Source organism: Rhodanobacter sp. UC4437_H4 (assembly GCF_052978425.1).
In genome coordinates this window covers 3205882-3230136 of sequence record NZ_CM129673.1, presented here as the reverse complement: position 1 = coordinate 3230136, position 24255 = coordinate 3205882, and the positions used below count along the sequence as shown (strand labels likewise).

Here is a 24255-nt window from a genome sequence, read left to right as displayed (position 1 = left end):
ACGGCCGCGCAGCGCATGTCGCGTGCGCACCGAACTCGCATCGGCGTACCATCGCCGGGCTGATTGGGGGGCCGGCCGCGCCACGCGGGGATGGCCGTTTCGTCACTTGACCCGGGGAAATTCCATGAGCGGAGAATGGCGCAGTGCTGCGGCACAAACCTTTGTGGGCGGTCGAATCACGCAGGTGGACAGCTACTGGCCGGCGAATACGTTGGCCGCCGACATCTTCCAGCTCATCGACGACTGGGATCTGTGGGGCGAAGCTTTCGGCGGCAAGGCAAAGAAGATCAAGGATCGCTGGCGCACGATGCTGGTGCTGCGCAACGGCGTGAAGTCCGCCGGTGGCCTGGTGCGCAAGGTCGGCGGCGTGCTTGGCGGCAAGAGCGAGGCCGGGTTGGGAACGGACCTGCTCCAGGAGCTCAAGGCCAACGTGGTGACCCCGTTGCAGAACCTGGCCAACCAGGCGCCGCTGACGATCAATTTCAGCGCAACCGGCTGGTTCGGCACGGGGCCCGGCTTCGACGAATACATCACCATGTGGGATCGGCATACCACCGATGCGGCGCTGACCGCCAACCAGGACCCGAAAAACCCGGCCCATGTGCGGGCCAAGGCCGACCGTCACGCGCTGTACGGCCAGTTCGCCGACGGCAAGACCCAGGTGGGCGCTGCCGGCCTGGTGCTGCCGCACGTGAAGAAGCAGGGCGGCACCACGGCGCCGGCCACCATGCATTACTCCCCCAACCATGTGCGTGCGCCCGGGGCGGCGGCGGACTCCCAGGTATTTGCGGCGCTGAACTACGGCCGCCGAGTGCATGGCTCCAATACCGAGTACGGCAAAAGCGTGTTCGAGCTGGACGACGGCTTCAAGAAGGACGCGATCTACTTTGCGATGGACACCTTCACACCGGTCTCCAACGGCAGCGGCTTCAAGGCGAAGGGCGATCGCGGCAAGCTTTACCAGGTGAGCTTCAACACGTTCGGCGGCGCCATCCTGCTGGCGACCCGATCGCAGTACCAGGCCAATCCCAGCGCGACCCACCTGGCCAACGCGAAAGCCCTGGTGGCCGACTTGCTGGCCTCCGCACACAACGGCAATCCGCGGCCCGACAGCGCGGAGAACCACCTGCTGATCGAGGCACACATCTTCCGGCGGGTACGCATGGTCCCGGCGCAAGTGCGAGCCGTGCACATATCGCGCGGGGAATGCGGCGCCAACCTCAACGCCGTCCAGACCAACGCCGCGCAGTTCAGCCGGCGCACCGGGGTTCAGGTGGATTACATCGACTGAGTTGCCGCAGGCGAGCGAGCGCTCCTGCCCTCGAATGCAAAAACATCCCGACGCGACGAGGGCGCCCGCCTCCCGGCGGACGCCCTCGCAGGTGCCTCGCGGAACTTACAGGGCCGCGTTCAGCGCACTCACGATGCCGCTGCCGAAGCCGCTGGCGTAGTCCCAGCCGACCGTCGCCGTCTCACCGCCATTGCTGCCGGAGGTGACGTCGTGATAGCTGGCGGTGGATACGCTGTACAGGTGCGGCCCGGCGAAGCCCAGCGTCGGATGCGCCGCGAGCATGCGGGCCCAGGTGGCCGCGAACAGCGGTGCCGCCAGGCTGGTGCCGCCGTACTGCGCATTGCTGCCATTGACGATGATGATCGCACCGGAGTTGGGATCGGCGTCGAAGGCCACATCCGCCACGTCGCGGGTAGTGCCGCCGCCCTGGGTCTGCCAGCTCGGTTTCGGTTCGACCGTACTCGGGCTGCCGCCCGCGCCGCTCCACAGTGTCTCGCTCACCCAGCTGTTCGACGCGCCGGTGCTCAGCGACGTACCGCTCACCGCCACCACGTACGGCGAACTGGCCGGGTAGCTCGGCGTGGTGCCGGTCGGCTTCTTGGTGCATTCGTTCGAGCCGGAGTCGCCGGTCGAGATGGAGAACGTCTGGCCCTGCGCCACGCCCAGCGCGAGGATCTGGTCATCCGCCGCCATCGAGCCGTCCTGGTAGGCGCTGGTTTCGCATTCGCCGAGCGAGACGTTGACGACCTGTGCCTGGTTGTCGCTCACCGCCTTGTTGAACGCGGCGGTGAGATCGCTGTTGGAGAGCGAGTTGGCCGCGTAGAAGATCAGCTTGCCGACCCCGCCGGACATCGCGACGATGTCCTGGCTGTCCAGATCCCACTCGGGCGTGCCGCTGGTGTCGGTACCCGGCGTGCTCACCGTCACCACCTGCGTGTTCACTGCCGGCAGGCCGTTGGTGCTGGTGAACTGGTTGAGATCCTTCAGCGGCTGGGTCATGTCGCCATCGCTGATGATGCCCACCGTGACCGTGGAAGCGGTCGGGGTGCCGCCCACGTTGTAGATGGTCGGAAACGCGGTCGGGTTGTGGCCGACCAGGGTCGCGCCGCCACCACCGCCCGGCCGGCCCTTCTCCACGCGTCCCTGCGTCGAAGCCTTGGCCAGCATGGTGTGCGGATGTGTCACCGTCTGCAGGCCGCTCACCGACAGCACGACGTCGGCCAGTGCCGCCGGCACCTTGGCGTCGTCGATGTTGGCGAAGGCGGCGCGACCGTGCTCGTCAGTGGCCTTGACCAAGCGCGTGCCGAACGCGGCCCCCGCAATGCCGGCGGTACCGTCCGCCGAAACCAGCAGGCGGTTGGCCGATATGCTGACGTGACTGAAGCCGGCCTGGCTCAGGTAATCGGCCACGGCCTGCGCCTGCGCCTGGCTCGGCAGGAAGTTCGCGGCCACGTCGCTCGACTGCAGCTTGGCGCGGAACAGCGGGCTGGCCGGGTTGTGTGCGGCGGCGATGAAATCGTCGAGCGCACCCTTGTTCCGGATCTTCAGCGTCACCTGCACGTGCAGCGGCATGCTGGATGCCACCAGGCTGCTCATGTTCACCGACGCGGCCGGCACGTGCGCATGCGTGGCCGTCGTCTTCCACGTCGAGTCGACGCCGGCCGCCGCTGCGACCGTGGACGCCAGCGCCCAGATTGCCCCCATTGCCAGACACAGCGAAGTCTTCTTCATCTGCATGGTTGATCCCCGAGGTTGATGGTGCGAACAGAAAAATTCCGGTCATTGACGAATCGGAATCCCGTGACGCGGCCCTGGTCCCACCCAACGAATCCCTGGCCTCGCCAGTCCTCGACGCTAACACGCGGGGGCGGCGAATAATCCGTGCAGCCGTCAAAAAAACGCATGCAAGTGGTTGATTCGCAAAAGCTTGCGGAAACGCATGAAATCGCGACAGGCGGCGAGGCGGTCGAATCCGGCTTGCCGCACCTGGCCATCAGACCCGCCGATGACGGTCTGTCCTTCGGTGCCCGCAAATGCCGTTGCAGGCACCGCCGCTACTTGAGGTAGCTGCGCAACACCGCCAGTACCGGGAGGAGTTCGTCCTGCCGTTTGCTGCTGCCGCGGCCGGCCACGTGCGAGCGCAGATGACCCTCCATCACCTGCAGGATCAACCCGTTGACCGCGCCGCGCACGGCTGCCAGCTGCTGCAGCACGGCGCCACATTCCGTGTCGCCTTCGATGGCGCGTTCGAGCGAGGCCAGCTGGCCGTTGATGCGGCGCACGCGGGCGACCAGCTTCCGGCGGTTTTCCTGGATGTGCGACACGGCGACTGCCTCCCGTCATATACTGCGGGGGAGTATATGACCAGAGCACGCAGCATGCCCGCCCCCGACGTCTCCGCATTCACCCACAGCCACCAGTTCAACCACGTCGACGCCAAGGCGGAGCGCAACACTCGGCGCGTGGTGTACATCACGGCGGCGATGATGGTGGTGGAGATCGCGGGCGGCTACTGGCTGAACTCGATGGCCCTGCTGGCCGACGGCTGGCACATGAGTTCGCATGCGCTGGCGATGGGACTTTCGGTGATGGCCTATGCGCTGGCCAGGCGCTACGCGAAGGACGGCCGCTTCGCCTTCGGCACCTGGAAGATCGAGATACTCGGCGGCTACAGCAGCGCCCTGCTGCTCGCCGTGGTTGCCGCGCTGATGATGGTGCAGTCGCTGGAGAGGCTGTTCGTGCCCGCCACGATCCACTACGACGACGCGATCCTGATCGCAGTGCTCGGCCTGGGCGTCAACCTTCTGTGCGCATGGCTGCTGAAGGGCGAGCACCCCCACGCGCACGGGCACGCGCATGGACACGATCACGGCCACGGGCACGACAACCATCATCATGACGTGAACCTGCGCGCGGCCTACCTGCACGTCATCGCGGACGCGGCAACTTCCGTGCTGGCCATCGTCGCGCTGGTCGGCGGCAAGCTATACGGTGCTGCCTGGCTCGATCCGGTGATGGGCATCGTCGGCTCGATCCTGGTCGCGCGCTGGGCGTTCGGCCTGCTGCGCGAGTCCGGCAAGATCCTGCTGGACGCCGAGATGGACCAGCCGGTGGTCGATGAAATCCGCGACGTGGTGCGCGATCAGTTCGCCACGGCGGCGGTCAGCGACCTGCACGTCTGGCGCGTCGGCCGCGACAGCTACGCCTGCATCCTCGGCCTGGTGGCCACCTCGGCGATCAGCGCCGAGGAAGTCCGCCGGCAGTTGGCCGTGCACGAGGAACTGGTGCACGTGACTGTCGAGGTCGCGGTGGCCTAGGGACGCTCTGATCTCGCATTCGCCACAACGTCGGTATGACGCGCCCGCCTGGGCAGCCGCTACCCGGGCGCGCCGAATCGATGGCGCCGGTCGCGGCTACGCGACCAGCGTTCCCTGGTGAAACACGATGACCCAGTCGTCGCCGTCGCGTCGCCAGATCGTGCTGCGCCGGCTGACGCGCTCGCCCTGTTCCAGCGTGTAGCTGAGCAGGTAGGTGTGCGCGCCGAGTTCGCGGCAGTGGAAGTCGCGGGTGATCCAGCTGTGTTCGGCGGGATCGGGGGTGCGGTGTTCCAGCACGTCGAGCACGCAGGCGCGGCTGTAGCACTGGCCGGAGGCGCCGATCTCGAAAAAGTCGGCAGCGGTCATGCGTTCGAAGTCGGCGCGCGTGCGACCGAACTCGGGGCGATGGAAGATCGGCTCGCGCTTGCGCAGGGCCTGCAGCACACCCAGCAGTTCCGGCGGCGTGACGGGATCGGGTTCGGGTTCGGGTTCGGCCGAAGGATGCATCGGCGGACTGTTCCTGCGCGAAGGGTCAGCTGATGGTATCGCCGCCTGCGTCCGCCGTTCCACGGCAAGGTCGCGCGTGGCGGCCTTGCCGCTGTGGTGCGGTCAAGCGTGCGTCTGGTCGAGCTTCTGCATCTTGAGCGCGCGCTGCACGCCGGGGTCGGCGCGCATGCGTCGCTCGAATGCCTGCAAGTTGGCGAGGCCGCCAAGGTCGACGTTCACCGCGTGGGTCCAGCGCAGGGTGACGAACAGGTAGGGGTCGGCAATGGAACGCTCGCCGGCCAGCCAGTCGCGTCCTTCCAGGTGCTTGTCCAGCCGCTCGAACCAGGTGCGCAGCTGCTGGCGCGCGGCGTCCTTGCTCTTCTCGATCATCGCCTCGTCGCCAAGGTAGCTGGTGGCGCCGAACAGCGGTTTGAACGCCGGGTGCACGTCGGAGTTGATCATTGCCAGCCAGCGGTTCACCTCGGCGCGGCCGCGCGGAGTAGGTTCGCCGCCCAGCTTTGCGGCGGGGAACTTGTCGGCAAGGTAGTTGAGGATGGCGGCGTTCTCGTTGAGCGCCCAGCCGTCGTCGTCGAGGATCGGCACCTGGCCGTTCGGGTTCAATGCGCGGATCGCCGGGCTCGCCAGATCATTCTTCTGCAGCAGTTGCAATTCGTAGGGCTGGCCGATCCATTCGAGCACGATGTTGGCGCCCAGCGCGCACGAGCCGGAAAAACTGTAAAGCTTCATGGATGTCTCCTTGGGTGAAGCGGATGCCGCGTGGCAGACGCGGCGGAATGGCGTGCAGCAGCACGTCCTGTCCAGATGCCGGCGGCAGCGGCGAACTTCAAGCCGCCGTCGGGGCCTGGGCCGGCGGTTGCCACAGTTCGATGCGGGTGCCTTCGGGATCGGTGATCCAGCCGAAGCGGCCGAACTCGCTTTCGTCGACGCGCTCGTCCACCTGGACGCCATCGGCGCGCAATTGCGCCAGCAGCGCGTCGAGGTCGTCGACGCGGAAGTTGATCATGTACGACTGCGGGCCCGCGCCGAAGTAGCTGGTGTCGGCCGCGAACGGCGACCACAGCGTGTAGCCGGGCCGCTGTTCGTCCTCGTCGAAGCGCACGCCGCCCCATGCCTCGGCATCCAGGCCGAGATGTTTCGCGTACCACGCCGCGAGCGCGGCGGGATCGCGCGACTTGAAGAAGATGCCGCCCAGTCCGGTGACCTTGGCCATGTCGTTGTCCTGTCGCGTCGGATGTTCCGGCCCATCGTATCCCGGCGCGTCACGTGCAGGGCGGGCGCTGCCCGCCGCTCCCCGGCCATGCAGATAAGGGGGAGAGTATCAACAAGGACAGGACAAGGAGCTCTCATTGCCTTCGTCCCCTTGTTCCTGTTCCGGAGAACCTCAAGCCGCCGCCGGCTCAGGCCTGCATCCTGACTGCCGGTTCGCGAAATGCGGGTCAACGAGCCGCGCCCTATTCCCGTATCATCTGCGCCGCCCGCCTCGACCTCGGTACGAATGGAATCGGATGAAACGCAACAAGCTCGTCACGCTGGCAATCCTGCTCGCCGTTCCCCTCGCCGCGTGCATGCAACCGCAGGATGCCGGGGAAGCACCACCGGCAAACCCCGCCAACAGCCCTGACCTGTCGGAAGCCTGCAGTTCGGTCGATGCCGAAACCGGTGCGCTTGTTCCCTTTGCGCGCCTGATCCAGGTGCACGTGGAATTGCGCTACCGCGTCGACTACCTCAGCGAATTCAACGACAACGACGGCACCGCAAGCAATCGAACCGAAATGCACGCGCTCGTCCAAGGCTCCGCAGACCTGCTCGCCTGTACATGGAAGGAGTTCGGCTACAACCAGTACATGTTCCATCCAGCGCGCGAAGACGAACTGCCTCCCTTTCCCGCCCCTGCGTCCGGCACGGTGAGCCTGAAGGGCCTGCGCACCGGGCGTGCCGTGGTACACGGCGAAACCATCACCACGAAGGAAACCGTGCAGGCCAGCGGCAAGCTGCGGGGGGTCACGCTGTCCGTCCCGACCCGCGATGAAACCATGCCGGACGGCGACGGCACCTGCATTGAAGTGGGTTTTGATGCGCCGATGTCCGGCAACTGGACTCTCGATGTCGCAAGCACCGATGGCACTCGCAAGCATGAGGAGAGGTCGCCGGAGTCGCTGGAAGGCAGCGTCTATTCGGCCTTTGCCGTCAGAACCTACGACACCGGCGAATCCGAGTTCATCAATCATTCGCTGACGCTCTGCGATGGCCCGCGCAACCGGCCCGACCAGATGACGCAGGGTCTGCCCGCCGGCGGCATGACGATCAGTCCGGACGAGTCCGTGTGGACCCGCAGCGGCGAGTGGGTCGGCCACAACACGGTACCGGCCGAGCATCGCTACATCGACTTTTCCCTCAAGGTCGTGCCTCGAACCCTGCCATATCCGAATCCGTAGCTGCCCGGGGCAACACGACGGCTGTCAGGGCGTGCCGGCAGCCAGCGCGGGTCTTCGGCCGGGTCTGTGAAGCAAAGGCTGGCGGGCGGCGCAGCCCTACGACGGCAGGTCGAAGAAGGCTTGCACGTCAGCCAGCTCGCGGGTGCGCGGCATCGGCGGGACACTGGCGAGGAACAGCTTGCCGTAGCCCTTGCCGGTGAGGCGCGGGTCGCACAGCACCAGCACGCCGCGGTCGTGCACGCTGCGGATCAGGCGGCCGGCGCCCTGCTTCAGCGCGATCACGGCGCTGGGCACCTGCCAGCCCATGAACGGATTGATGCCGGATTGTTCCAGCGCGGCGAGGCGCGCCATCAGCACCGGATCGTCGGGCGCGGCGAACGGCAGCTTGTCGATCACCACCACGCTGAGCGCCTCGCCGACCACGTCGACGCCTTCCCAGAAACTGGCCGCACCGAGCAGCACGCCGTGCCCGCTGGCGCGGAACTCCTCCAGCAGTCGCGGCCGCGGCGCGCTGCCCTGCACGAACAGCGGCCACGGCACCTTGTCCTGCAGCAGCTCGGCGGCGCGGCGCAGTGCGCGGTGCGAGGTGAACAGCAGGAAGGCACGGCCGTTGGAGGCCTGCAGCACCGGCAGCACCGCCTCGATCACCTGCTCGGTGTAGTCGCGTGCGTTCGGGTCGGGAAGGCCAGCGGGCAGGTAGCACAGCGCCTGGTGCGCGTAATCGAACGGGCTGTCCAGGCTCAGTGTCTGCGGCTCGTCCAGGCCGAGCTGGCGCGCGAAGTGGTCGAAGTTGCCGGCCACCGACAGCGTGGCCGAGGTGTGGATCCACGCCGCCTGGGTGCGTTCGCGCAGGCCGCGCATCGGCGCGGCGAGATCCAGCGGCGTGGCGTACAGCGCGAAGCCGCGCGGGAAGGTTTCGTACCAGCGCACGTCCTGGTCGCCATGCGTCTCGATGATGCGCTCCAGCCGCCCGCCGAACAGCGCGGCGCGTTCGTGCAGGTTGGCGAAGCCACGCGAGCGCTCGGCCTGCGAGGCGAGCAGCTCGGCCAGCGTGGCCAGCAGTTCGCCCAGTTCGTGCAGTGCGGCGCGCACCTCGGCGCGATCCTCCAGCAGCGCGAAGGCGCCGCGCGAGGGCAGCGGCTCCAGCGCCAGGCGCAGCTTGCGCAGCGCGTTCTGCAATGCCTCGACCGGTTCCAGCAGCAGGCCGATCGCGCCGGTGACGCCGCTGCATTCGGTCAGCGCGTCCTGCGCCATGTCGGTGAGCTGGCGCGCGCTGACGCTCTGCGAAAAGAACTGGCCGGCGAGTTCGGGAATCTGGTGCGCCTCGTCGAGGATGAAGGCCGTCGCGCCGGGCAGGATCTCGCCGAAGCCTTCCTGCTTCAGCGCCAGGTCGGCGAACAGCAGGTGATGGTTGACCACCACCACGTCCGCCTCCATTGCCTCGCGGCGTGCCTTGAACACGTGGCAGTCGTCGTAGAACGGGCACTCGACGCCGAGGCAGTTTTCCGCGGTGGAGGTGACGCGTGGCCACAGCGGCGACTCCTCCGGCACCTCGGCCAGTTCCATGCGGTCGCCGCGGCGGGTGCGCGCCGACCAGGCGCGGATCGCGGCCAGCTGCGCGGCCTGCGCCGGCGCCAGGCTGCCGCCATCGCGCACGGTCTGGTCGAGCCGGTACAGGCAGAGATAATTCGCGCGACCCTTCAGCAGCGCCGTCTTCAGGCGTGCGCCCAGCACCGAGCGCACCTTCGGCAGGTCACGGAAGTACAGCTGGTCCTGCAGCGCCTTGGTGCCGGTGGAGATGATCACGCGCTCGCCCGACAGCAGTGCCGGCACCAGGTAGGCGTAGGTCTTGCCGGTGCCGGTGCCGGCCTCGGCAACCAGCGTGTCGCGCCCGGCGATGGCCTGCTGCACTGCCCGCGCCATCGCCTGCTGGGCCAGCCGCGGCGCGAAGTTCGGCAGCTCGCGGGCGAACGGGCCGTCGGCACCGAGCAAGGCGCCGACGTCGTCGTCGGACACGGTGTCGTCGGGAGCGATCATCCGCCGATTATGGCCGAGCGACTGCCGTCGACAAAGCGGCGCGGGAACCGCGACGGTGGCCGGCGCATCCACTGGCATGCCACCCGCCCGCCACTCCAAGGAGGCAGCCGTGAGACTGTTCGCACCCGAAACCGCACCCGTACTCGACCTGGTCGACATCCACGGCCAGGCCATCGCGACCAGCCAACCCGGTCGGCTTACCCTGCTCTCGTTTTTCCGTGATGCGGCCTGCCCGTTCTGCAATTTCCGCATCTACGAGCTGACCCAGCGGCACCAGGAATTGTCCGAGCGCGGGCTGGACGTGGTGGCAGTGTTCAGCGCCTCGCAAGCCGAGGTGCTGCGCTTCGCCGGCCACCGCCCGCGGCCGTTTCCGCTGGCGGCCGACCCCACCTCGCGTGCGCACGAGGTCTACGGCATCGAGCGTTCGCTGTGGCGCAAGTTCAAGGCGATCGTGACGCGGGTGCCGACCCTGATCCGCGGCCTGCGCCTGGTCGGTTTCGCCGGCCTCAACACCGGCAACCTGATGCCGGCGGATTTCCTGATCGACGGCCGCGGCCGCATCGTGGAGGCCTACTACGGCCGCGACGCCGGCGACCGGATTCCGCTGCAGCGGGTCGAAAGCCTGCTGCGGCAGGATCGCAGCCGCCGCGCGGCGTAGCCTGGGGCCACTGGCGAGAAGCCGCGGCTGGATTCACCATGCGCCCACCATCGCCGGAGGAGTGCGTCGTGACGACCGAACTTTGCATGCTGCTGTGGAGTGTGGTGCTGGGGCTGGTGCAGATCGCCCTGGCGGCGAGCTGTTCGATCGGCCAGCGCGGGCTCGGCTGGATCGCCAGCGCGCGCGACGAGGTGAAGCCGCCGCTGACCGGCGTCGGCGGACGGCTCGATCGTGCCCGCGCGAACTTCCTGGAAACCTTCCCGCTGTTCGCCGCCGCGGTGCTGGCCGCGCAGGTGATGCAGCAGCACGACCCGCTCACCGTGCTCGGTGCGCAACTTTATTTCTGGGCACGCGTGCTCTACGTGCCGGTGTATGCCGCCGGCATTCCCTACCTGCGCACGCTGGTCTGGGCGGTGAGCCTCGCCGGCATCGTGTTGTTGCTGGTGGCGCTGCTCTGAGCGGCCGGGGCCCCGCCGCTCAATACCGGGGCACACCCGCCTTGCGGCACTGCTGCACCCACTTGCGCGCGGTCGACGCGCCGACCGTGTCGTTCGCCTGCAAGCGGGTCTCGACGATGGTCTGCCAGTTGCGCGCGCACAGCGGACCAAGGCGCGGGCCCAGCGTCCACGACTTGTGCGCCAGCTTTTCGGCGCGCACGAAATTCTTCAGCCGAATCGCGATCTCGGCGCGCTCCTGCAGCAAGTCGGGCGCATCGGGGCTGATCTGCAGCGCCTTGTCCAGCGTGGCGGCGGCGGCAGTGTAGTTGCCGCTGCGTTCGTCCTGTTCCGCCTGGACCATCAGCGCATCCACGGCCGGGTCGCGCAGCGGCTTCACGTCGATGACCGAATCGTCGTGCGCGCCGGCGGCACGGATCGCCGCCACCGCGTCATGCTCCGGCGCGGCCGGCGGCGCTGGTGCCGGCGCGGAACGAAACAAGCTGCAGCCGGCCAGGGTGGCAAGCAGCGCCGACAGCAGCAGCGGCGCGAGGCGTCGGGAAGTCATGGACATGGTCACGGCGTGGTGGTCGAGGGAGCGGGGGTGGCGGCGTCGCCGCCGAACAGGCTTTGCCAGAAGCAGCCCTCGGCATCGGCCGGCAGGCTGCCGGCGACCACCGGCACCTGCTGCGCGCCCTGGCATTGCGGCTCGGTGCGGCGGCCATCGGCGGGGTTGATCCAGGCCATTTCCAGGCCCGGTCCCGGCGCGGCGGACAATGGCGTGGTGGGCAGCTTGGCGAACAGGTCGCGCCAGGCGCGCAAGCCGCCGCTGGCGCCGAACAGCGTGGTCGGCTTGTTGTCGTCGCGGCCCATCCAGAACACCGCCAGGTGGTCGCCGGTGAAGCCGGCGAACCAGCTGTCGCGCATGTCGTTGCTGGTGCCGGTCTTGCCGGCGGCGTGCAGCGAGGCCAGCGCGGAGTTGCCGATCGCGCTGGCGGTGCCGTACTCAGCCACCTGCTGCATTGCCCAGGTGGTCAGCCGCACCGCCTCCTGGTATTCGCCGGGACCGGGCTGCACCTGGTAGCGCTTGATCGTGCGGCCGCTGCCGTCGAGCACGCCGCGCACCGCCAGCAGCGGCAAGGCGTGACCATCCGCCGCCAGATACTGATAGAGCTGCGCCACCTGCAGCGGAGACAGGTCCAGCGCGCCGATCAGCAGCGAGGGGCTGGGATTGACGTCGGTGAGCCCGAACGATTCGAGGAACGCACGGATACGCGGCAAGCCCACCGCCATGCCGAGGTGGATCGTGGCGAGGTTCCACGAATGCGCCAGCGCGTCGACCATGATCAGCGGGTCGTGGCTGCGGTGGTCGTCGTTCTGCGGCGTCCACATGCTGCCGTTGGGCTGGCGCATGCTGATCGGGCTGTCGTCCATCATGCTGGCCAGGTTCCAGCGCTCGGGCTGGGTCAGCGCGACCAGGTAGACGAACGGCTTGATCGTGGAGCCGATCTGCCGGCGGATGTCCAGCGCGCGGTTGAAACCCGGCTCGCCCGGATTGCGGTTGCCGACCACGGCAAGCACGCTGCCGGTGTGCGCATCGGTCACCACCGCCGCCGCCTGCACGCCGTCGCCGCGCTTGCCCAGGCCCTTGAGCGAACTGGTGATCGCTTGCTCGGTGTACAGCTGCGCGGCCGGGTCCAGCGTGGTGAAGATCGACAGGTTGCCTTCGCGCAACGCCTTCTCGTCGAAGTCGGTGGTGATCTGCTTGCGCACCAGATCCATGAACGCGGGGAAGCGGTTGTGCGGCAGCTGGCCGTTCTTGATCACGTCCAGCGGCGCAGCCTGGCCCGCATTGAGCTGCGCGGCGCTGATCAGGCCGGTGTCGAAGAACTCCTGCAGCACCAGGTTGCGCCGCGCCAGGGCGCGCTTGGGTGCGCGGCGCGGGTCGTAGTAGCTCGGCCCCTTCACCAGGCCGACCAGCAAGGCGATCTCCTGCGGCCGCAGCTCCTGCAGCCGGCGCCCGAAATAGAACTCCGACGCGGCGCCGAAACCGTGCACCGCCTGCGCCCCCTGCTGGCCCAGGAACACGTCGTTGACGTAGGCCTCCAGGATGCGCCCCTTGCTGTAGTGCGCCTCCAGCAGCAGCGACATCAGCGCCTCGTTGATCTTGCGCGTCAAGGTCTGGTCGCGGCTCAGGAACAGGTTGCGCACCAGCTGCTGGGTCAGCGTGGAACCACCCTGCACGGTGTGGCCGGCACGCAGGTTGGCCAGCGCCGCGCGCGCGATCGCGCCGAAGTCGATGCCGATGTTGTTCTTGAAATTGCGGTCCTCGACCGACTGCAGGCCCTTGACCAGCAGCGGCGGCACGTCGCGCAACTGCACGAAGCGTCGCTCCTCCTGGCTGGCGCCGTACAGCGTGGCGATGCGCGCCGGGTCGAGATGGGTCTGCTTGATCGGCTGCTTGTCCGCCGCGGTGTGCACCGAGGCCACCTCGCCGCCGCTCAGGGTCACCACGATGCGCTTGGGCAACTCGCCACCGTCGGGGCCGACGTAGCCACGCGAGGAGATCGTGTAGCGGCTGCCCTGCTTCATCCAGCTGCCGGGCACCTGGCCCTTGCCGTCGTGGCTGTAGCCGGCGAAGGTCAGTTCCAGTTCCAGCGCGGCGCTGGTCATCGGCTCGCCGGCCTGCAGCGGCAGCGGCCGCGCATACACCCGCGTGGGCACCGCGAACACCAGGTCGTTGAAACGATCCTGCACGCGCTTGTTGAGCACCAGCACGTACGGCAACACGAAACCGACCAGCAGGCCCAGGCCGATCCAGCACGGAATGCGCAGCCACGGCCAGCTGCGGCGGGCGAGGGAACGGGTACGGTCGAGGAAGCTCAAGGGCGGCGGAATCCGGCGATCAGGTTTCCCGATGATAGGGCGTGCATCCCGGCGCGCCCATGAACGCCGCGGCGGTTTTGCGGGCAATTCCCGGGCATGTGGATGGTAGGGCGGGCACTGCCCGCCGGTTTTGGGCATGCCTTGGCGTTCCGGGCGGCGGGCCATGCCCGCCCTACGCCGGTGGCTGCCACGTCCCCGCATCCGGCCGAAACGGCCGCGGGTGAATGCCCAGCAAGCGCTGCAACTCGCCGTTGTCGGCGACCAGATCGCGGTCCAGCCGGCTCAGCGGGCCACGCAGCGGCGGGCACGTGCGGGCAAGCAGCCGCAACAACCAGGCGGGCAGCGGCACTGTCACGGTGGCGCGCGGCAGGCTGTCGCGCACGCGCGCGAACATCTGCGGATACGGCAGCCGTTCGCCGCCGCCGATCGGCACGATGCGTCCCGCCGAGGCGGGACAATCCAGCGCGGCCAGCACTGCCTGCGCGACGTCGTCGGCATGCACCGGCTGGCGCAGGCCACGCGCGGCCGGGATCGGAAACAACCGCGTGCGCAGCGCACGGCGCGCGATCGGGGTGAGGCTGCGATCGAGCCCGGCGCCATACACCAGGGTCGGCCGCAGCACGGTCCACGCGCAGCCGTGGCGGGCGCAGGCGGTGGCCAGCGCAGCCTCGCCCTCGCGCAGCTGGCGCGCGATCGCGCGCTCGGCCGGCACCACCGAATCCCGCTTGCTTTCGGCGCTCATCGAACTGGTGGCCACCACCCTCGGCGCGCCGACCAGGCTGGCATGGGCCAGCCATTCGGCCAACGCCAGCAAGGGACCGAAACTGATGATTGCCGACAGTTCGGGCAACGTCGGCATGTCGTGCGGCAGGTTACCGCGCAGCCACTGCACCCCGTCGCGCGCGGGCCGCGGATGCCGGCTCAGCGCCAGCACCGGCTCACCGGTGGCGCGCAGGTGCGGCAGGAGGAAGTGGCCGATCTGGCTGCTGCCGCCGACGACCAGCACCGTCATGCCGGCCTCACGGATTGCCCTGCAGTCGCGCGGCGAGCTCGGTCACGCGCGGATGGTTGGGCGCGAGCTTACGCGCGCGCGCGAGCGACTGGCCGGCGCCGATGCGGTCGCCGCCATCGAGCTGCTGCTGGGCCCGATCGACCCAGGCGCTGGCCAGCTGGTTGCTCAGCCCCAGCTGTGCCGGATCGCCCGGCGCCAATTCGCCCAGGTTGGCCAGCATGTCGCCGGCCTGCTTCAGCTGGCCGGCCGCGAGGGCCTGCTTGAACAACTGTTCGACCCGGCCCGGCAAGGCCTGCAGGCCCTGCCGCGCAAGCACGTCGTTGCCGTCGATCGCCAGCGCGCTGCGGTACAGGTCGTACGCGCTGTCGCCGGGCGGCATCATGATGTTGCCGCTGGCGGTGGCCTGCTGCGCGCGCTGCACCAGTTGGGCCACGGCTGCGCTTTGCTGCGGCGACAACGCGGCGGCGACTACCGGGGCCTCGTCGGCCGCGTGCACCGTCTCGGCGGGTTCGTCCGCGGGTGGCTTGCTCGCCGGCGGCTTGCTCTGCAGCCGCGCGCGGGCGGCGGCCAGATCGGCCGACTTCGGCGCCAGCGCATTCGCCTGGCCGAGCAGTTTGGCCGCCTGCGCGCGATCGCCGTCATCCATCGCCGCATTCGCCTGCACGGTCAGCGCCTGCGCCACGTCGCCCAGCCCGGCCTTGGCCTCCTCGCTGTCCGGATCAAGCGCCAACGCAGCCCTGAAGTGCGCCAGCGCGGTGTCGTCGCCGGAGCCGGCGATGCGGCCGTCGCGCAAGGCCTCACGGCCCTGGGCAATGGCATCCTTTACCGCGCCATCCTGTTGCTGGCGCCGCTGCGCCTGCAGCGCGCGCAGCGCCGGCAGCGAGCCGTTGTTCGGCCGCAGCGCGGCGATCTGCAGCACCAGCGGATCGGCCTTGGCCAGGTCGCCCGCCTCCAGCGCGTCGTGTGCCTGCACCGCCAGCGCGTTGGCGACCTGGTCCAGCCCGTGCGCGGCCACTGCGTTGTCCGGGTCGGTGCGCAACACGCGCTGGTAGAGCGCGCCGGCGCCGTCGGCACCATCCAGCTTGCCCTGCGCCAATGCCTGCTTGGCCTGGTCGACCAGGTCGCCGGTGTGCATCTGGCCCGCCTGCGCCTGGCGGATGAGCATGTCGAGGCGATCCACGTCGCGCCCGCCACCGAGCAGTTCGCGGGCGACCGTGGCGCGCTGGGTGGCCTCATCCAGCCGGCCTGCCTGCAGCGCTGCATCGGCTTGCGACAACTCGGCCTGGCCAACCTGGCGCAGGCCGTCGCGGGCGCGATCGTTGTCCGGCTCGCTGGCCGCCACCTGCTGGAACAGTTCGCGCGCGCTGGTGCCGTCCTCGCCATCCAGGTGGCCCGCGTCCAGCGCCTGCTGCGCCTGCGCCAGCACGCTGTTGAGGTCGGTGCGCGGCAACATGCCGCGCAGCCGGTTCTGGCTGAACCAGAGCGCCGCGCCGAGCGCGACGACCAGCAGGATCAAGATCGGCAGCAGCCAGCCGCGACGCCCGCGCGATGCCGCGGTGCGAATCCCGCGGGCACGACGCCTTTCCACGGTGACCCGCGGCAGGCCATCGGCAGCGGACGCGCGCGGCTTGCCCTCCACCTGATCGAGGTCGCCCAGGGTGGGCTCGCTGCGGTTCGGTGGCCGGGCATCATGCGGGTTGCGGCGGCTGCTCATGATTCATGGCACTGGCGATAAGCGGTCGCAGCTTAACATCGCGCGACCGGACGGCCCGGCCTGCGCGATACCGGCGTTCAGCGTCCAGCGCTGCTGGCGAGGGCGGCGCGGCGCCCGGCACCCCGGCGCCACGCTAGGCGCTGATGCGGCGCACTTCAGTGACGTTGGGCAGCGCCAGCAGCTTGCCCAGCAGGGTGGACAGCTGTTCGAAATCGCGCACGCGCAGGGTGTAGCGCATCTCCACTTCGCCGGTCTGCGGACGCGAGCGGCTGGACGAGGCGATGATGTGGGTGCCGGCGTTGCTGATGAGGTTGGTGACGTCTTTCTGCAGCTCCTTGCGGTCGTAGCCGCGCAGTTCGATGTCCACCTCGTAAGCCTGGCTGGCGACGTGGCCCCAGCTCACCTCGATCACCCGGTCCGGGTCGCGCCGCGCGAGCCGCGCCAGGCTGCCGCAATCGGCACGATGCACCGAAACGCCGCGGCCCTTGGTGATGTAGCCGCGTACCGCGTCGCCCGGCAGCGGCTGGCAGCAGCGCGCCAGCGTGGTAAGCAGGTTGCCGACGCCTTCGATGCTCAGCGCGCCCTGGTCCAGCGTGGCCGGCCGCGCCGGCGGCGGTGCCGGCGCGGGCGGCGGCGGCTGCGCCGCCTCCTGCAGCACGCGGGCGATCTGGCCGGGCGTGACCTCACCCAGTGCCAGCGCGATCAGCAGCTCGTCCTGCGTCTGCAGGTGGAATTGGGCGGGCAGCTTGCCGATGTCGGCGGCGGGCAGCGCCAGGCGCTTCAGTTCGCGCTCGAGCATGGCGCGCCCGACGCCGAGGTTGGCGTCGTGCGCGATGCGGCGGAACCACGCGCGCACCTTGTCCTTCGCCCGCGCGGTGTTGAGGTAGCCATGGTGCGGCGAGAGCCAGTCGCGGCTGGGTTCGGCGACCTTGGTGGTGAGGATCTCCACGCGGTCGCCGCTCTGCGGCTGGAAGGTCAGCGGCACGATGCGGCCGTTGACCTTGGCGCCGCGGCAGCGGTGGCCGACCTCGGTGTGCACCAGGTAGGCGAAATCCAGCACGGTGGCGCCACGTGCCAGGTCGAACACCTCGCCCTTGGGGGTGAGCAGGTAGACGCGGTCTTCCAGCAGCTCGGTCTGCAGCTCGGCGGCGAGGTTGCTGTCGTCGCCGCTGCGCGGCTCCAGCAGCTTGCGCATCCAGGCGATCTTGGCCTCGAACTCGGCGTCGCTGCCGCCGCCCTCCTTGTAGCGCCAGTGCGCGGCCACGCCCAGTTCGTTGGCGCGATGCATCTCGTGGGTGCGGATCTGCACCTCCAGCGTCTTGCCCTGCGGCCCGACCACCGCGGTGTGCAGCGACTGGTAACCGTTGGGCTTGGGCCGCGCGATGTAGTCGTCGAACTCGTTCGGCAGGTGCGGCCACAGCGCGTGCACCACGCCCAGCGCGGCGTAGCAGTCGGTGACGCTGTCGACCAGCACGCGCACCGCGCGGATGTCGTAGAGGTCGGAAAAATCCAGCGACTTGCGCTGCATCTTTTTCCAGATCGAGTAGATGTGCTTGGGCCGCCCCGCCAGGTCGGCCTGCAGGCCGGAGGCGTCCAGCGCCTGTTTCAGCTCGTCCAGCGACTGGCGGATGAATGCCTCGCGATCGACGCGGCGCTCGTCGAGCAGCTTGGCGATGCGGCGATAGGTGTCCGGCTGCAGGTGGCGGAACGCCAGGTCCTCCAGCTCCCATTTCAGTTGCCAGATGCCGAGCCGGTTGGCCAGCGGGGCATGGATGTCGCGGCTCAACCGCGCCAACGCGGCGGCCTGCTCCGGCGGCAGCGACGCCGCGGCGCGCATCCGCGCGAGCTGGCGCGCCAGCAGCACGAACACCACGCGCAGGTCGCGCACGATCGCCAGCAACAGCCGGCGCAGGCCTTCGGTCGCCCCGCCGGGTGCGCGCTGCGCGTGCAAGGTCCACACCTGTTCGGCCGCCTGCTGGCCGGCGACCAGGCGCTGCACGTCCGCCGGCAGGCCCGGGCCGCGCGCAGCCCACAACGCCGGATCGACGCGCGCCAGCTCGAACCACAACGCCGCCGCCTGGGTCGACGCGTCACAACCGAGCATGCCGAGCAGGTCGAGGGTGTCGCCGCACTCGGCCTGGTCGACCGGATGCTCGCCGCAGGCCTCCAGCGCATCGGCCAGATCGGGTGACAGCGTGTCGGCGCGCTTGCGCCATGCGGCGAGGCTGCCTGAATGAGTGCGCGGGGCCATGATGGCGGCCATTGTAGTGGCATGGTCGCGGCGGGCGGCCTGCGGCGCTTGGCCTCGGGCCGCTTGGCGGGCAGAATCGGGATTCGCCATTCCGGCTTCGAGGAAATCCCCATGTCCTTCCGCGCACGCTGTCTCCCGCTGTTGCTGGCCCTCCCGTGCTGCGCCGTGTACGCGCAGCAGACGTCCGGCGACCTGCAGCAACGCATGAGTCCTTCCGAGTTCAAGGCCGCTGGCCTGGACAAACTCTCGCCGCAGGAACTGCAGAATCTCGACGCCTGGCTGCGCACGCACGCCAAGACCACCACCAAGATGGTCAGTGCCAGCGGCAAGCCGGTGTTCTACGCGAGCGATGCCAAGCGCGAGAAGATCGAGACCCGCATCAAGGGCCACTTCGACGGCTGGAGCGGCAACAACGAGTACACCCTGGACAACGGACAGGTCTGGCGGCAGATCGGCTCGGACAATGTGTCGTGCATGACTGCCGACAATCCCTCGACCAAGGTCAAACCCTCGATGATGGGCAACTGGCTGATGTACGTGTCCGGCTGCAACGGCAGCGTGCACGTGGAACGCGTGCGCTGATCCGGCCGCTCACGCGAGCGCGGCCAGCGCCTTCGCCAGCCGCTTGGCCGACACCGGCTCGGCGGTCTTCAGCTCCTGCGCGAACAGCGACACGCGCCATTCCTCGATCAGCCAGCGCAACTCGGCCAGTTCGGCCGAGTCGCCGCCGGCGGCGCGGTGTTGCAGGTACGCGCGCCAGTACGGCAGCACCTGCAGCATGCGTTGCTGGTCCTTCGCCGGGTCCTGGCGCAAGCGTTCGCCACGCAGGCGCATCGCCTTGAGGTAGCGCGGATAATGCGCCAGCCGTGAAGGCGGCAGCTCGCGCAGGAAACCGGGCACGAGCAGCGCGTCGAATTGTTCGCGCAGGTCGTCGTAGCTGGCGCGGGCGAAGCCGAGCAGCGGCGGCTCGAGCCAGGGCTTTGCCTCGGCCTGCTCCTCGATGATCGGCTCGGCCAGCTTGAGCCGCTCGACGCCGGCACCGAACAGTTCGCGCGAACACTGCGTGCGCAGCGCCTCGAACGCGCCGGCGGTACGCACGTCCAGTGCGTGGCGTTCCAGCAGATCGGTGAAGCCGCCTTCGAGCAGGTCTTCGCGCAAGCCGTCGACGCCGCCCAGCGGCGCGTATTTCAACGCCAGCGCGTTGCCGATCGGCAATCGCCGGCGCGCCTGCTTCGCCTCGCTGGCCAGTGCGTTGCGCAGCAGCCGCACCACGCCGGCGGCATGCGCCACGCGCGCTTCGTCGCTGCGCTCGAATACGCGCAGCGCCACCGTCTCGCCCAGGTCGACCAGGGCCGGAAACGCGGTGAGGCCGGCGTCCGAACGCACCTGCGCAGGGATCGCCTCGAAATCCCAGCTGGCCACGTCTTCGCGAGTCAGCTCGATATCGGTCTTGCGCGAGAACGCCTCACGCGCCTGGCCTTCCCACTGCCCACGCAGCGCAGCCAGGTCGCGGCCACTGGCCAGCGTCTTGCCGCGCTCGTCATGCAGGCGGTAGCGCATCAGGAAATGCGGCGGCAATTCGATGCCGGCGAACTCGCCGGCGCCGATGTCGACGCCGGTGGCGCGTTTCAGGAAGGCGGCCAGCGCCTTGACCAGCGACTCGTCGCGGGGCGATTCCGCCTCGGTGAAGGCGCGCGCGAAATCCGGCGCCGGCACGAAGTTGCGGCGCAGCGCCTTGGGCAGGCCGCGGATCAGTTCGGCCACCTTGTCCGCCAGCAGGCCCGGCACCAGCCACTCGCAGCGCGCCGCGGGCAGCGCATTCAACATTGCCAGCGGCAGTTGCAGGGTCACGCCATCGGCCTCGTCACCCGGTACGAAGCGGTATTCCAGTTTGTATCTCTGCGGCACCTCGATGGCGGCGGGAAACGCCTTCGCATCCAGCGCGGCACCAGCGCCCATCACGTCATCCAGCGACCAGCGCAGCGCGGCCTGTTCGGCCGGACGGGCCTTGCGATACCACGCGTCGAGCGCACGCGAGCTGGCGATCTCTTCGGGCAGCTTGCCCTCGAAGAACGCGACCAGTTCGTCCTCGTGACGGATCAATCCTTCGCGGCGCTGCCTTGCCTCGATGCCCAGCGCCTCTTCCAGCACGCGCTGGTTCGCGCGCACGAAATCCGCGGCCGCTCCTGCGCGTCCTGCGCCCGCGGCACTTGACCGTCCATGATCGGCGCCGTCGATGTCGCCGCGCACCAGCGCCTCGCGCAGGAAGATCGCGTGCGCCAGCGCCGGGTCCTGCTGCTGGAAGGTGACCGGCCGCTTCTCCACCAGCACCAGGCCGAACAGGCTGACCTGTTCGTACGCCACCACGCAGCCGCGCTTCTTCGACCAGTGCGCATCGCGGCAATGGATGCGCAACAGATGCGCCGCCTGCTGCTCGATCCACAACGGCTCCACCCGCGCATTCGCCATGCCCCACACGCGGCCGCCCACGTCGAGGATCTGCGCGGAGAAGATCCAGTTGGGTGGTGCCTTCGACAGGGCCGAACCGGGAAACACCTGGAACTTGCGCTCGCGCGTGCTCTGGTAGATGCCCTTCTCGTCCTTGCGGCCGACCTGGGTGGGCAGGCCGGCCAACAGGCTGCGATGGACCGCTTCGAAGAGGCGATCCATCGCAGCTTGCTGATCAATAACTCGTTCTTCGCGTTCGCCTCCTCTCCCCTCCGGGGAGAGGATTGCGACCGCAGGAAGTCCCCTTTTCGGGAAGGTGAGGGGCGGGTGCTCGCGCGAAGCCTCCCTGCCTTTGCTTTTCTTTCCGAGCTTTGATGCACCAGCCTGTGAAGTCTTCCGCGACCCCGCTCCCTCACCCCAACCCTCTCCCCGCAGGGGAGAGGGAGCAAGGCGCCAGCCCAGCTCTTCAACGACCAGCAGCAACTGCCGATGCAGCTCGCGCCATTCGCGCATGCGCATGAAGCTGAGGAAGTGTCGCGAGCACCAGTCGCGCAGCTTCGACTGGGTCAGTTCCTCGTGGGCGTCGTGATAGGCCCGCCACAGGTTCAGCACGCCGATGAAGTCGGACTTCGGGTCGGCGAACACGGCGTGCGCGGCATCGGCCTGCTGGCGTGCATCGCCGGGCCGCTCGCGCGGGTCCTGGATGCTGAGGAAGGCGACGATGACCAGCAGCTCGCGCAACGCATGCAGTTTCTCGCCTTCGACCAGCATGCGCGCCAGCTGCACGTCGATCGGCAGCCGCGCCAGCGTGCGGCCGATCGCGGTGAGCCTGCGCGCCTCGTCGATCGCGGAAATCTCGGTGAGCCGGCGGAAGCCGTCGGCGATCACGCGCGGGTCGGGCGCTTCCAGGAACGGGAACTCATCGACCTCGCCCAGCTTCAGCGCCAGCATGCGCAGGATCACGTTGGCCAGCGACGAGCGCAGCAGCTCCGGATCGGTGAACGCGGCGCGGCCGGCGAAATCGGCTTCGTCGTAGAGGCGATAGCAGACGCCAGGTCCGACGCGGCCGCAGCGGCCCTTGCGCTGGTCGGCGGCGGCCTGCGAGATCGGTTCGACATGCAGCCGCTCGAGCTGGCTGCGCTGGCTGTAGCGCTTGACCCGCGCGGTGCCGGTGTCGATCACGTAGCGGATGCGCGGCACCGTGAGCGAGGTCTCGGCGACGTTGGTGGCCAGCACCACGCGGCGCTTCACGCCGGGCTTGAACACGCGGTCCTGGTCGCCGGCGGAAAGCCGCGCGTACAGCGGCATGATCTCGGTCTCGCGGTATTGCCGGCGCGACAGCAGCTGGTGCGCGTCGCGGATCTCGCGCTCGCCGGGCAGGAACACCAGCACGTCGCCGCGCGGATCGTCGCGGGTGATTTCGTCGAGCACGGCGGCGATGTGTTCGGCGCTGCCCTGCTGCATGCCCTTGCCTGCGGCTTCCACCGGCCGCCAGCGCAACTCCACCGGGTACGCCCGTCCTTCCACCTCGACCACCGGCGCGCCGCCGAAGTGTTCGGCGAACCTTGCGGTGTCGATGGTCGCCGAGGTGACGATGATCTTCAGCTCCGGCCGCTTCAGCGCCAGACGCTTGAGGTAGCCGAGCAGGAAGTCGATGTTGAGGCTGCGCTCGTGCGCCTCGTCGATGATGATGGTGTCGTAGGCACTCAGCCACGGATCGCCCTGGGTCTCGGCGAGCAGGATGCCGTCGGTCATGAATTTGATCAGGCTGCGCTCGGACACCTGGTCGTTGAAGCGCACCTGGAAACCCACGACCTCGCCCAGCGGCGTTCCCAGTTCCTCCGCCACGCGGCGCGCCACCGAGCGCGCGGCCAGCCGACGCGGCTGGGTGCAGCCGATCATGCCCGCTTCGCCGCGGCCGGCGGCCAGGCACAGCTTCGGCAACTGGGTGGTCTTGCCCGAACCGGTCTCGCCGGCGATCACCACCACCTGGTGTTCGCGGATCAGCTTGACGATGTCCTCGCCGCGCGCGCTGATCGGCAGCGACTCGTCCAGCCGGATTTCGGGCTTGGCCGCGGCACGGTCGCGGCGTCTGGCCGCGGAGCGCTCGATATCGGCGGCCAGCGCCCCCATCTTCTTTTCGTCGGGTCGGCGCGACAGCGTGCGCCAACGTCCCAGCAGGCGACCGAAGTCGCGACTGCACACCGCATCCAGCTGCCGGCGCAAGGTGCGCAAGCCTGGATCGGCAGCGGGATCGGATGCGGGCGCGCAGTGGTCGTTCATCGAACTGCGCATGATAGCCGGTGGCACGCCTCGACCCGATAGTCGGCGACTATCGCCAACATCCGAAGGATTCATTTCCCGCGCGAGCGCCGAGCCACTACCGTTGATTCATTGCATCCACCCCCAAAGGAGCACGCCATGGCCATTTCCATCGGTATCGCCAAGAAGGACCGCGAAGCGGTCGCCAAGCACCTGTCCAAGCTGCTGGCCGACACCTACTCGCTGTACCTGAAGACGCACAGCTTCCACTGGAACGTCACCGGCCCGCAGTTCAACAGCCTGCACCTGATGTTCGAGACCCAGTACAACGCGCTGTGGCTGGCCGCCGACGAGGTCGCCGAGCGCATCCGCACACTGGACGTGTTCGCGCCCGGTTCCTACAGCCAGTTCGCCGAGCTCAGCTCGATCAAGGACGAGCCCGGCGTGCCGGACTGGCAGGAAATGGTCGGCCAGCTGGTCGAAGGCCACGAGATCGTCGCCGCCACCGCCCGCGACGCCCTCAAGGCCGCCAACGCCGCCGGCGACGACGGCACCGCCGACATGGTCACCGGCCGCCTCAAGGAACACGAGAAGACCGCCTGGATGCTGCGCTCGCTGCTGCGCTGATTTGCGCGTGGCATGAACGAAAGGGCCCGTCGATGACGGGCCTCTTCTGGCGACGTGCCGGGTCGCCTCAGCACGTGATCCCCACCCGTGGCTCGGTTGGAGCGCACTTTGCCCGCGAGAGTTTTTGTCCTCCGGCTCACTTGAATCGAGGCATTTGGCTGCGCCAGGCGAGCGACTCTCCGCCCAGTCGCGTTACCGCCGGCAGCGGATGCGTCCGGCATCGGTCACCCCGACGTCCCGGTCCGTCACCGCCTGCATGCCGCCACCCGCCATGACCTCACGCTGACTGCGGCGGCGCAGCATGATTGGCCGATGGCGTCACATTCGGTAAGCTCCTGCGGTTAAACCGCCTGTCGCGCAGGCCTTGCCGGGAACC

The 24255-nt window shown here is 68.9% G+C and carries 19 protein-coding genes; 7 read left to right on the top strand and 12 right to left on the bottom strand.

The genetic code is table 11. The annotated features are described in order from the left end of the window. Positions 1–124 precede the first annotated feature (124 nt). Positions 125–1291, top strand: coding sequence for a hypothetical protein (locus ACVCL3_RS14500; protein ID WP_395120055.1), 1167 nt, complete (start codon positions 125–127; stop codon positions 1289–1291). Positions 1292–1396: 105 nt separating this feature from the next. On the opposite strand, the gene ACVCL3_RS14495 is transcribed toward ACVCL3_RS14500, so the two are convergent. Then, positions 1397–3022 (bottom strand): S53 family peptidase, encoded by a 1626-nt coding sequence (locus tag ACVCL3_RS14495; protein WP_447099767.1) that lies wholly within the window; start codon positions 3020–3022, stop codon positions 1397–1399. A gap of 323 nt (positions 3023–3345) precedes the next feature. Then, positions 3346–3615, bottom strand: coding sequence for a metal/formaldehyde-sensitive transcriptional repressor (locus tag ACVCL3_RS14490; RefSeq protein WP_395120057.1), 270 nt, complete (start codon positions 3613–3615; stop codon positions 3346–3348). A gap of 54 nt (positions 3616–3669) precedes the next feature. Here ACVCL3_RS14490 and dmeF point away from each other — a divergent pair, with 54 nt between their 5' ends. Continuing rightward, complete coding sequence (dmeF, locus tag ACVCL3_RS14485) at positions 3670–4608, top strand: CDF family Co(II)/Ni(II) efflux transporter DmeF (RefSeq protein ID WP_447099529.1); 939 nt, start codon at positions 3670–3672, stop codon at positions 4606–4608. 96 nt (positions 4609–4704) lie between these two features. Here dmeF and ACVCL3_RS14480 read toward each other — a convergent pair whose 3' ends face one another. The 3 genes from ACVCL3_RS14480 to ACVCL3_RS14470 form a co-directional block, all read right to left on the bottom strand. After that, positions 4705–5115 (bottom strand): nuclear transport factor 2 family protein, encoded by a 411-nt coding sequence (locus ACVCL3_RS14480; protein ID WP_447098189.1) that lies wholly within the window; start codon positions 5113–5115, stop codon positions 4705–4707. Positions 5116–5217: 102 nt separating this feature from the next. Next, on the bottom strand, positions 5218–5841 hold the full coding sequence (locus tag ACVCL3_RS14475) for a glutathione S-transferase family protein (protein ID WP_447099766.1): 624 nt from the start codon (positions 5839–5841) through the stop codon (positions 5218–5220). A 97-nt stretch (positions 5842–5938) separates the two neighbouring features. Further along, complete coding sequence (locus ACVCL3_RS14470; RefSeq protein ID WP_447098187.1) at positions 5939–6325, bottom strand: VOC family protein; 387 nt, start codon at positions 6323–6325, stop codon at positions 5939–5941. 295 nt (positions 6326–6620) lie between these two features. Here ACVCL3_RS14470 and ACVCL3_RS14465 point away from each other — a divergent pair, with 295 nt between their 5' ends. Further along, complete coding sequence (locus ACVCL3_RS14465) at positions 6621–7550, top strand: hypothetical protein (protein WP_447099765.1); 930 nt, start codon at positions 6621–6623, stop codon at positions 7548–7550. 96 nt (positions 7551–7646) lie between these two features. Here the strand turns inward: ACVCL3_RS14465 and ACVCL3_RS14460 are convergent, their stop codons facing one another. Next, positions 7647–9587, bottom strand: coding sequence for an ATP-dependent DNA helicase (locus ACVCL3_RS14460; protein WP_447099764.1), 1941 nt, complete (start codon positions 9585–9587; stop codon positions 7647–7649). 109 nt (positions 9588–9696) lie between these two features. On the opposite strand from ACVCL3_RS14460, the gene ACVCL3_RS14455 reads away from it, so the two are divergent. Together ACVCL3_RS14455 and ACVCL3_RS14450 are read left to right on the top strand one after the other, a co-directional pair. Further along, the gene (locus ACVCL3_RS14455) at positions 9697–10245 is read left to right on the top strand and encodes a redoxin domain-containing protein (RefSeq protein ID WP_395120063.1); all 549 of its coding nucleotides are present in this window, start codon (positions 9697–9699) and stop codon (positions 10243–10245) included. 68 nt (positions 10246–10313) lie between these two features. Then, complete coding sequence (locus ACVCL3_RS14450; RefSeq protein WP_395120064.1) at positions 10314–10703, top strand: MAPEG family protein; 390 nt, start codon at positions 10314–10316, stop codon at positions 10701–10703. 19 nt (positions 10704–10722) lie between these two features. On the opposite strand, the gene ACVCL3_RS14445 is transcribed toward ACVCL3_RS14450, so the two are convergent. The 5 genes from ACVCL3_RS14445 to ACVCL3_RS14425 form a co-directional block, all read right to left on the bottom strand. Beyond that, on the bottom strand, positions 10723–11247 hold the full coding sequence (locus ACVCL3_RS14445; protein ID WP_447099763.1) for a tetratricopeptide repeat protein: 525 nt from the start codon (positions 11245–11247) through the stop codon (positions 10723–10725). An 8-nt stretch (positions 11248–11255) separates the two neighbouring features. Further along, positions 11256–13565 (bottom strand): penicillin-binding protein 1B, encoded by a 2310-nt coding sequence (gene mrcB / locus ACVCL3_RS14440; RefSeq protein WP_447099762.1) that lies wholly within the window; start codon positions 13563–13565, stop codon positions 11256–11258. Between the two features lie 172 nt (positions 13566–13737). Next, positions 13738–14577: an SDR family oxidoreductase gene (locus tag ACVCL3_RS14435; protein ID WP_447099761.1), complete on the bottom strand. Its 840-nt coding sequence runs from the start codon at positions 14575–14577 to the stop codon at positions 13738–13740. A 7-nt stretch (positions 14578–14584) separates the two neighbouring features. Then, a complete protein-coding gene (locus ACVCL3_RS14430) occupies positions 14585–16291 on the bottom strand; it encodes a hypothetical protein (protein ID WP_447098181.1) in 1707 nt (568 codons plus the stop codon). A gap of 133 nt (positions 16292–16424) precedes the next feature. Further along, entirely contained in the window at positions 16425–18542 is a 2118-nt protein-coding gene (locus ACVCL3_RS14425; RefSeq protein ID WP_447099760.1) for a RelA/SpoT family protein, read from the bottom strand. A gap of 111 nt (positions 18543–18653) precedes the next feature. Between ACVCL3_RS14425 and ACVCL3_RS14420 the strand changes: the two genes are divergently transcribed. Beyond that, the gene (locus ACVCL3_RS14420) at positions 18654–19124 is read left to right on the top strand and encodes a hypothetical protein (RefSeq protein WP_395120070.1); all 471 of its coding nucleotides are present in this window, start codon (positions 18654–18656) and stop codon (positions 19122–19124) included. 9 nt (positions 19125–19133) lie between these two features. Here the strand turns inward: ACVCL3_RS14420 and hrpA are convergent, their stop codons facing one another. Then, entirely contained in the window at positions 19134–23273 is a 4140-nt protein-coding gene (gene hrpA, locus ACVCL3_RS14415) for an ATP-dependent RNA helicase HrpA (RefSeq protein ID WP_447099759.1), read from the bottom strand. A gap of 138 nt (positions 23274–23411) precedes the next feature. Here hrpA and ACVCL3_RS14410 point away from each other — a divergent pair, with 138 nt between their 5' ends. Beyond that, a complete protein-coding gene (locus tag ACVCL3_RS14410; protein WP_447099758.1) occupies positions 23412–23879 on the top strand; it encodes a Dps family protein in 468 nt (155 codons plus the stop codon). Positions 23880–24255: the final 376 nt, after the last annotated feature.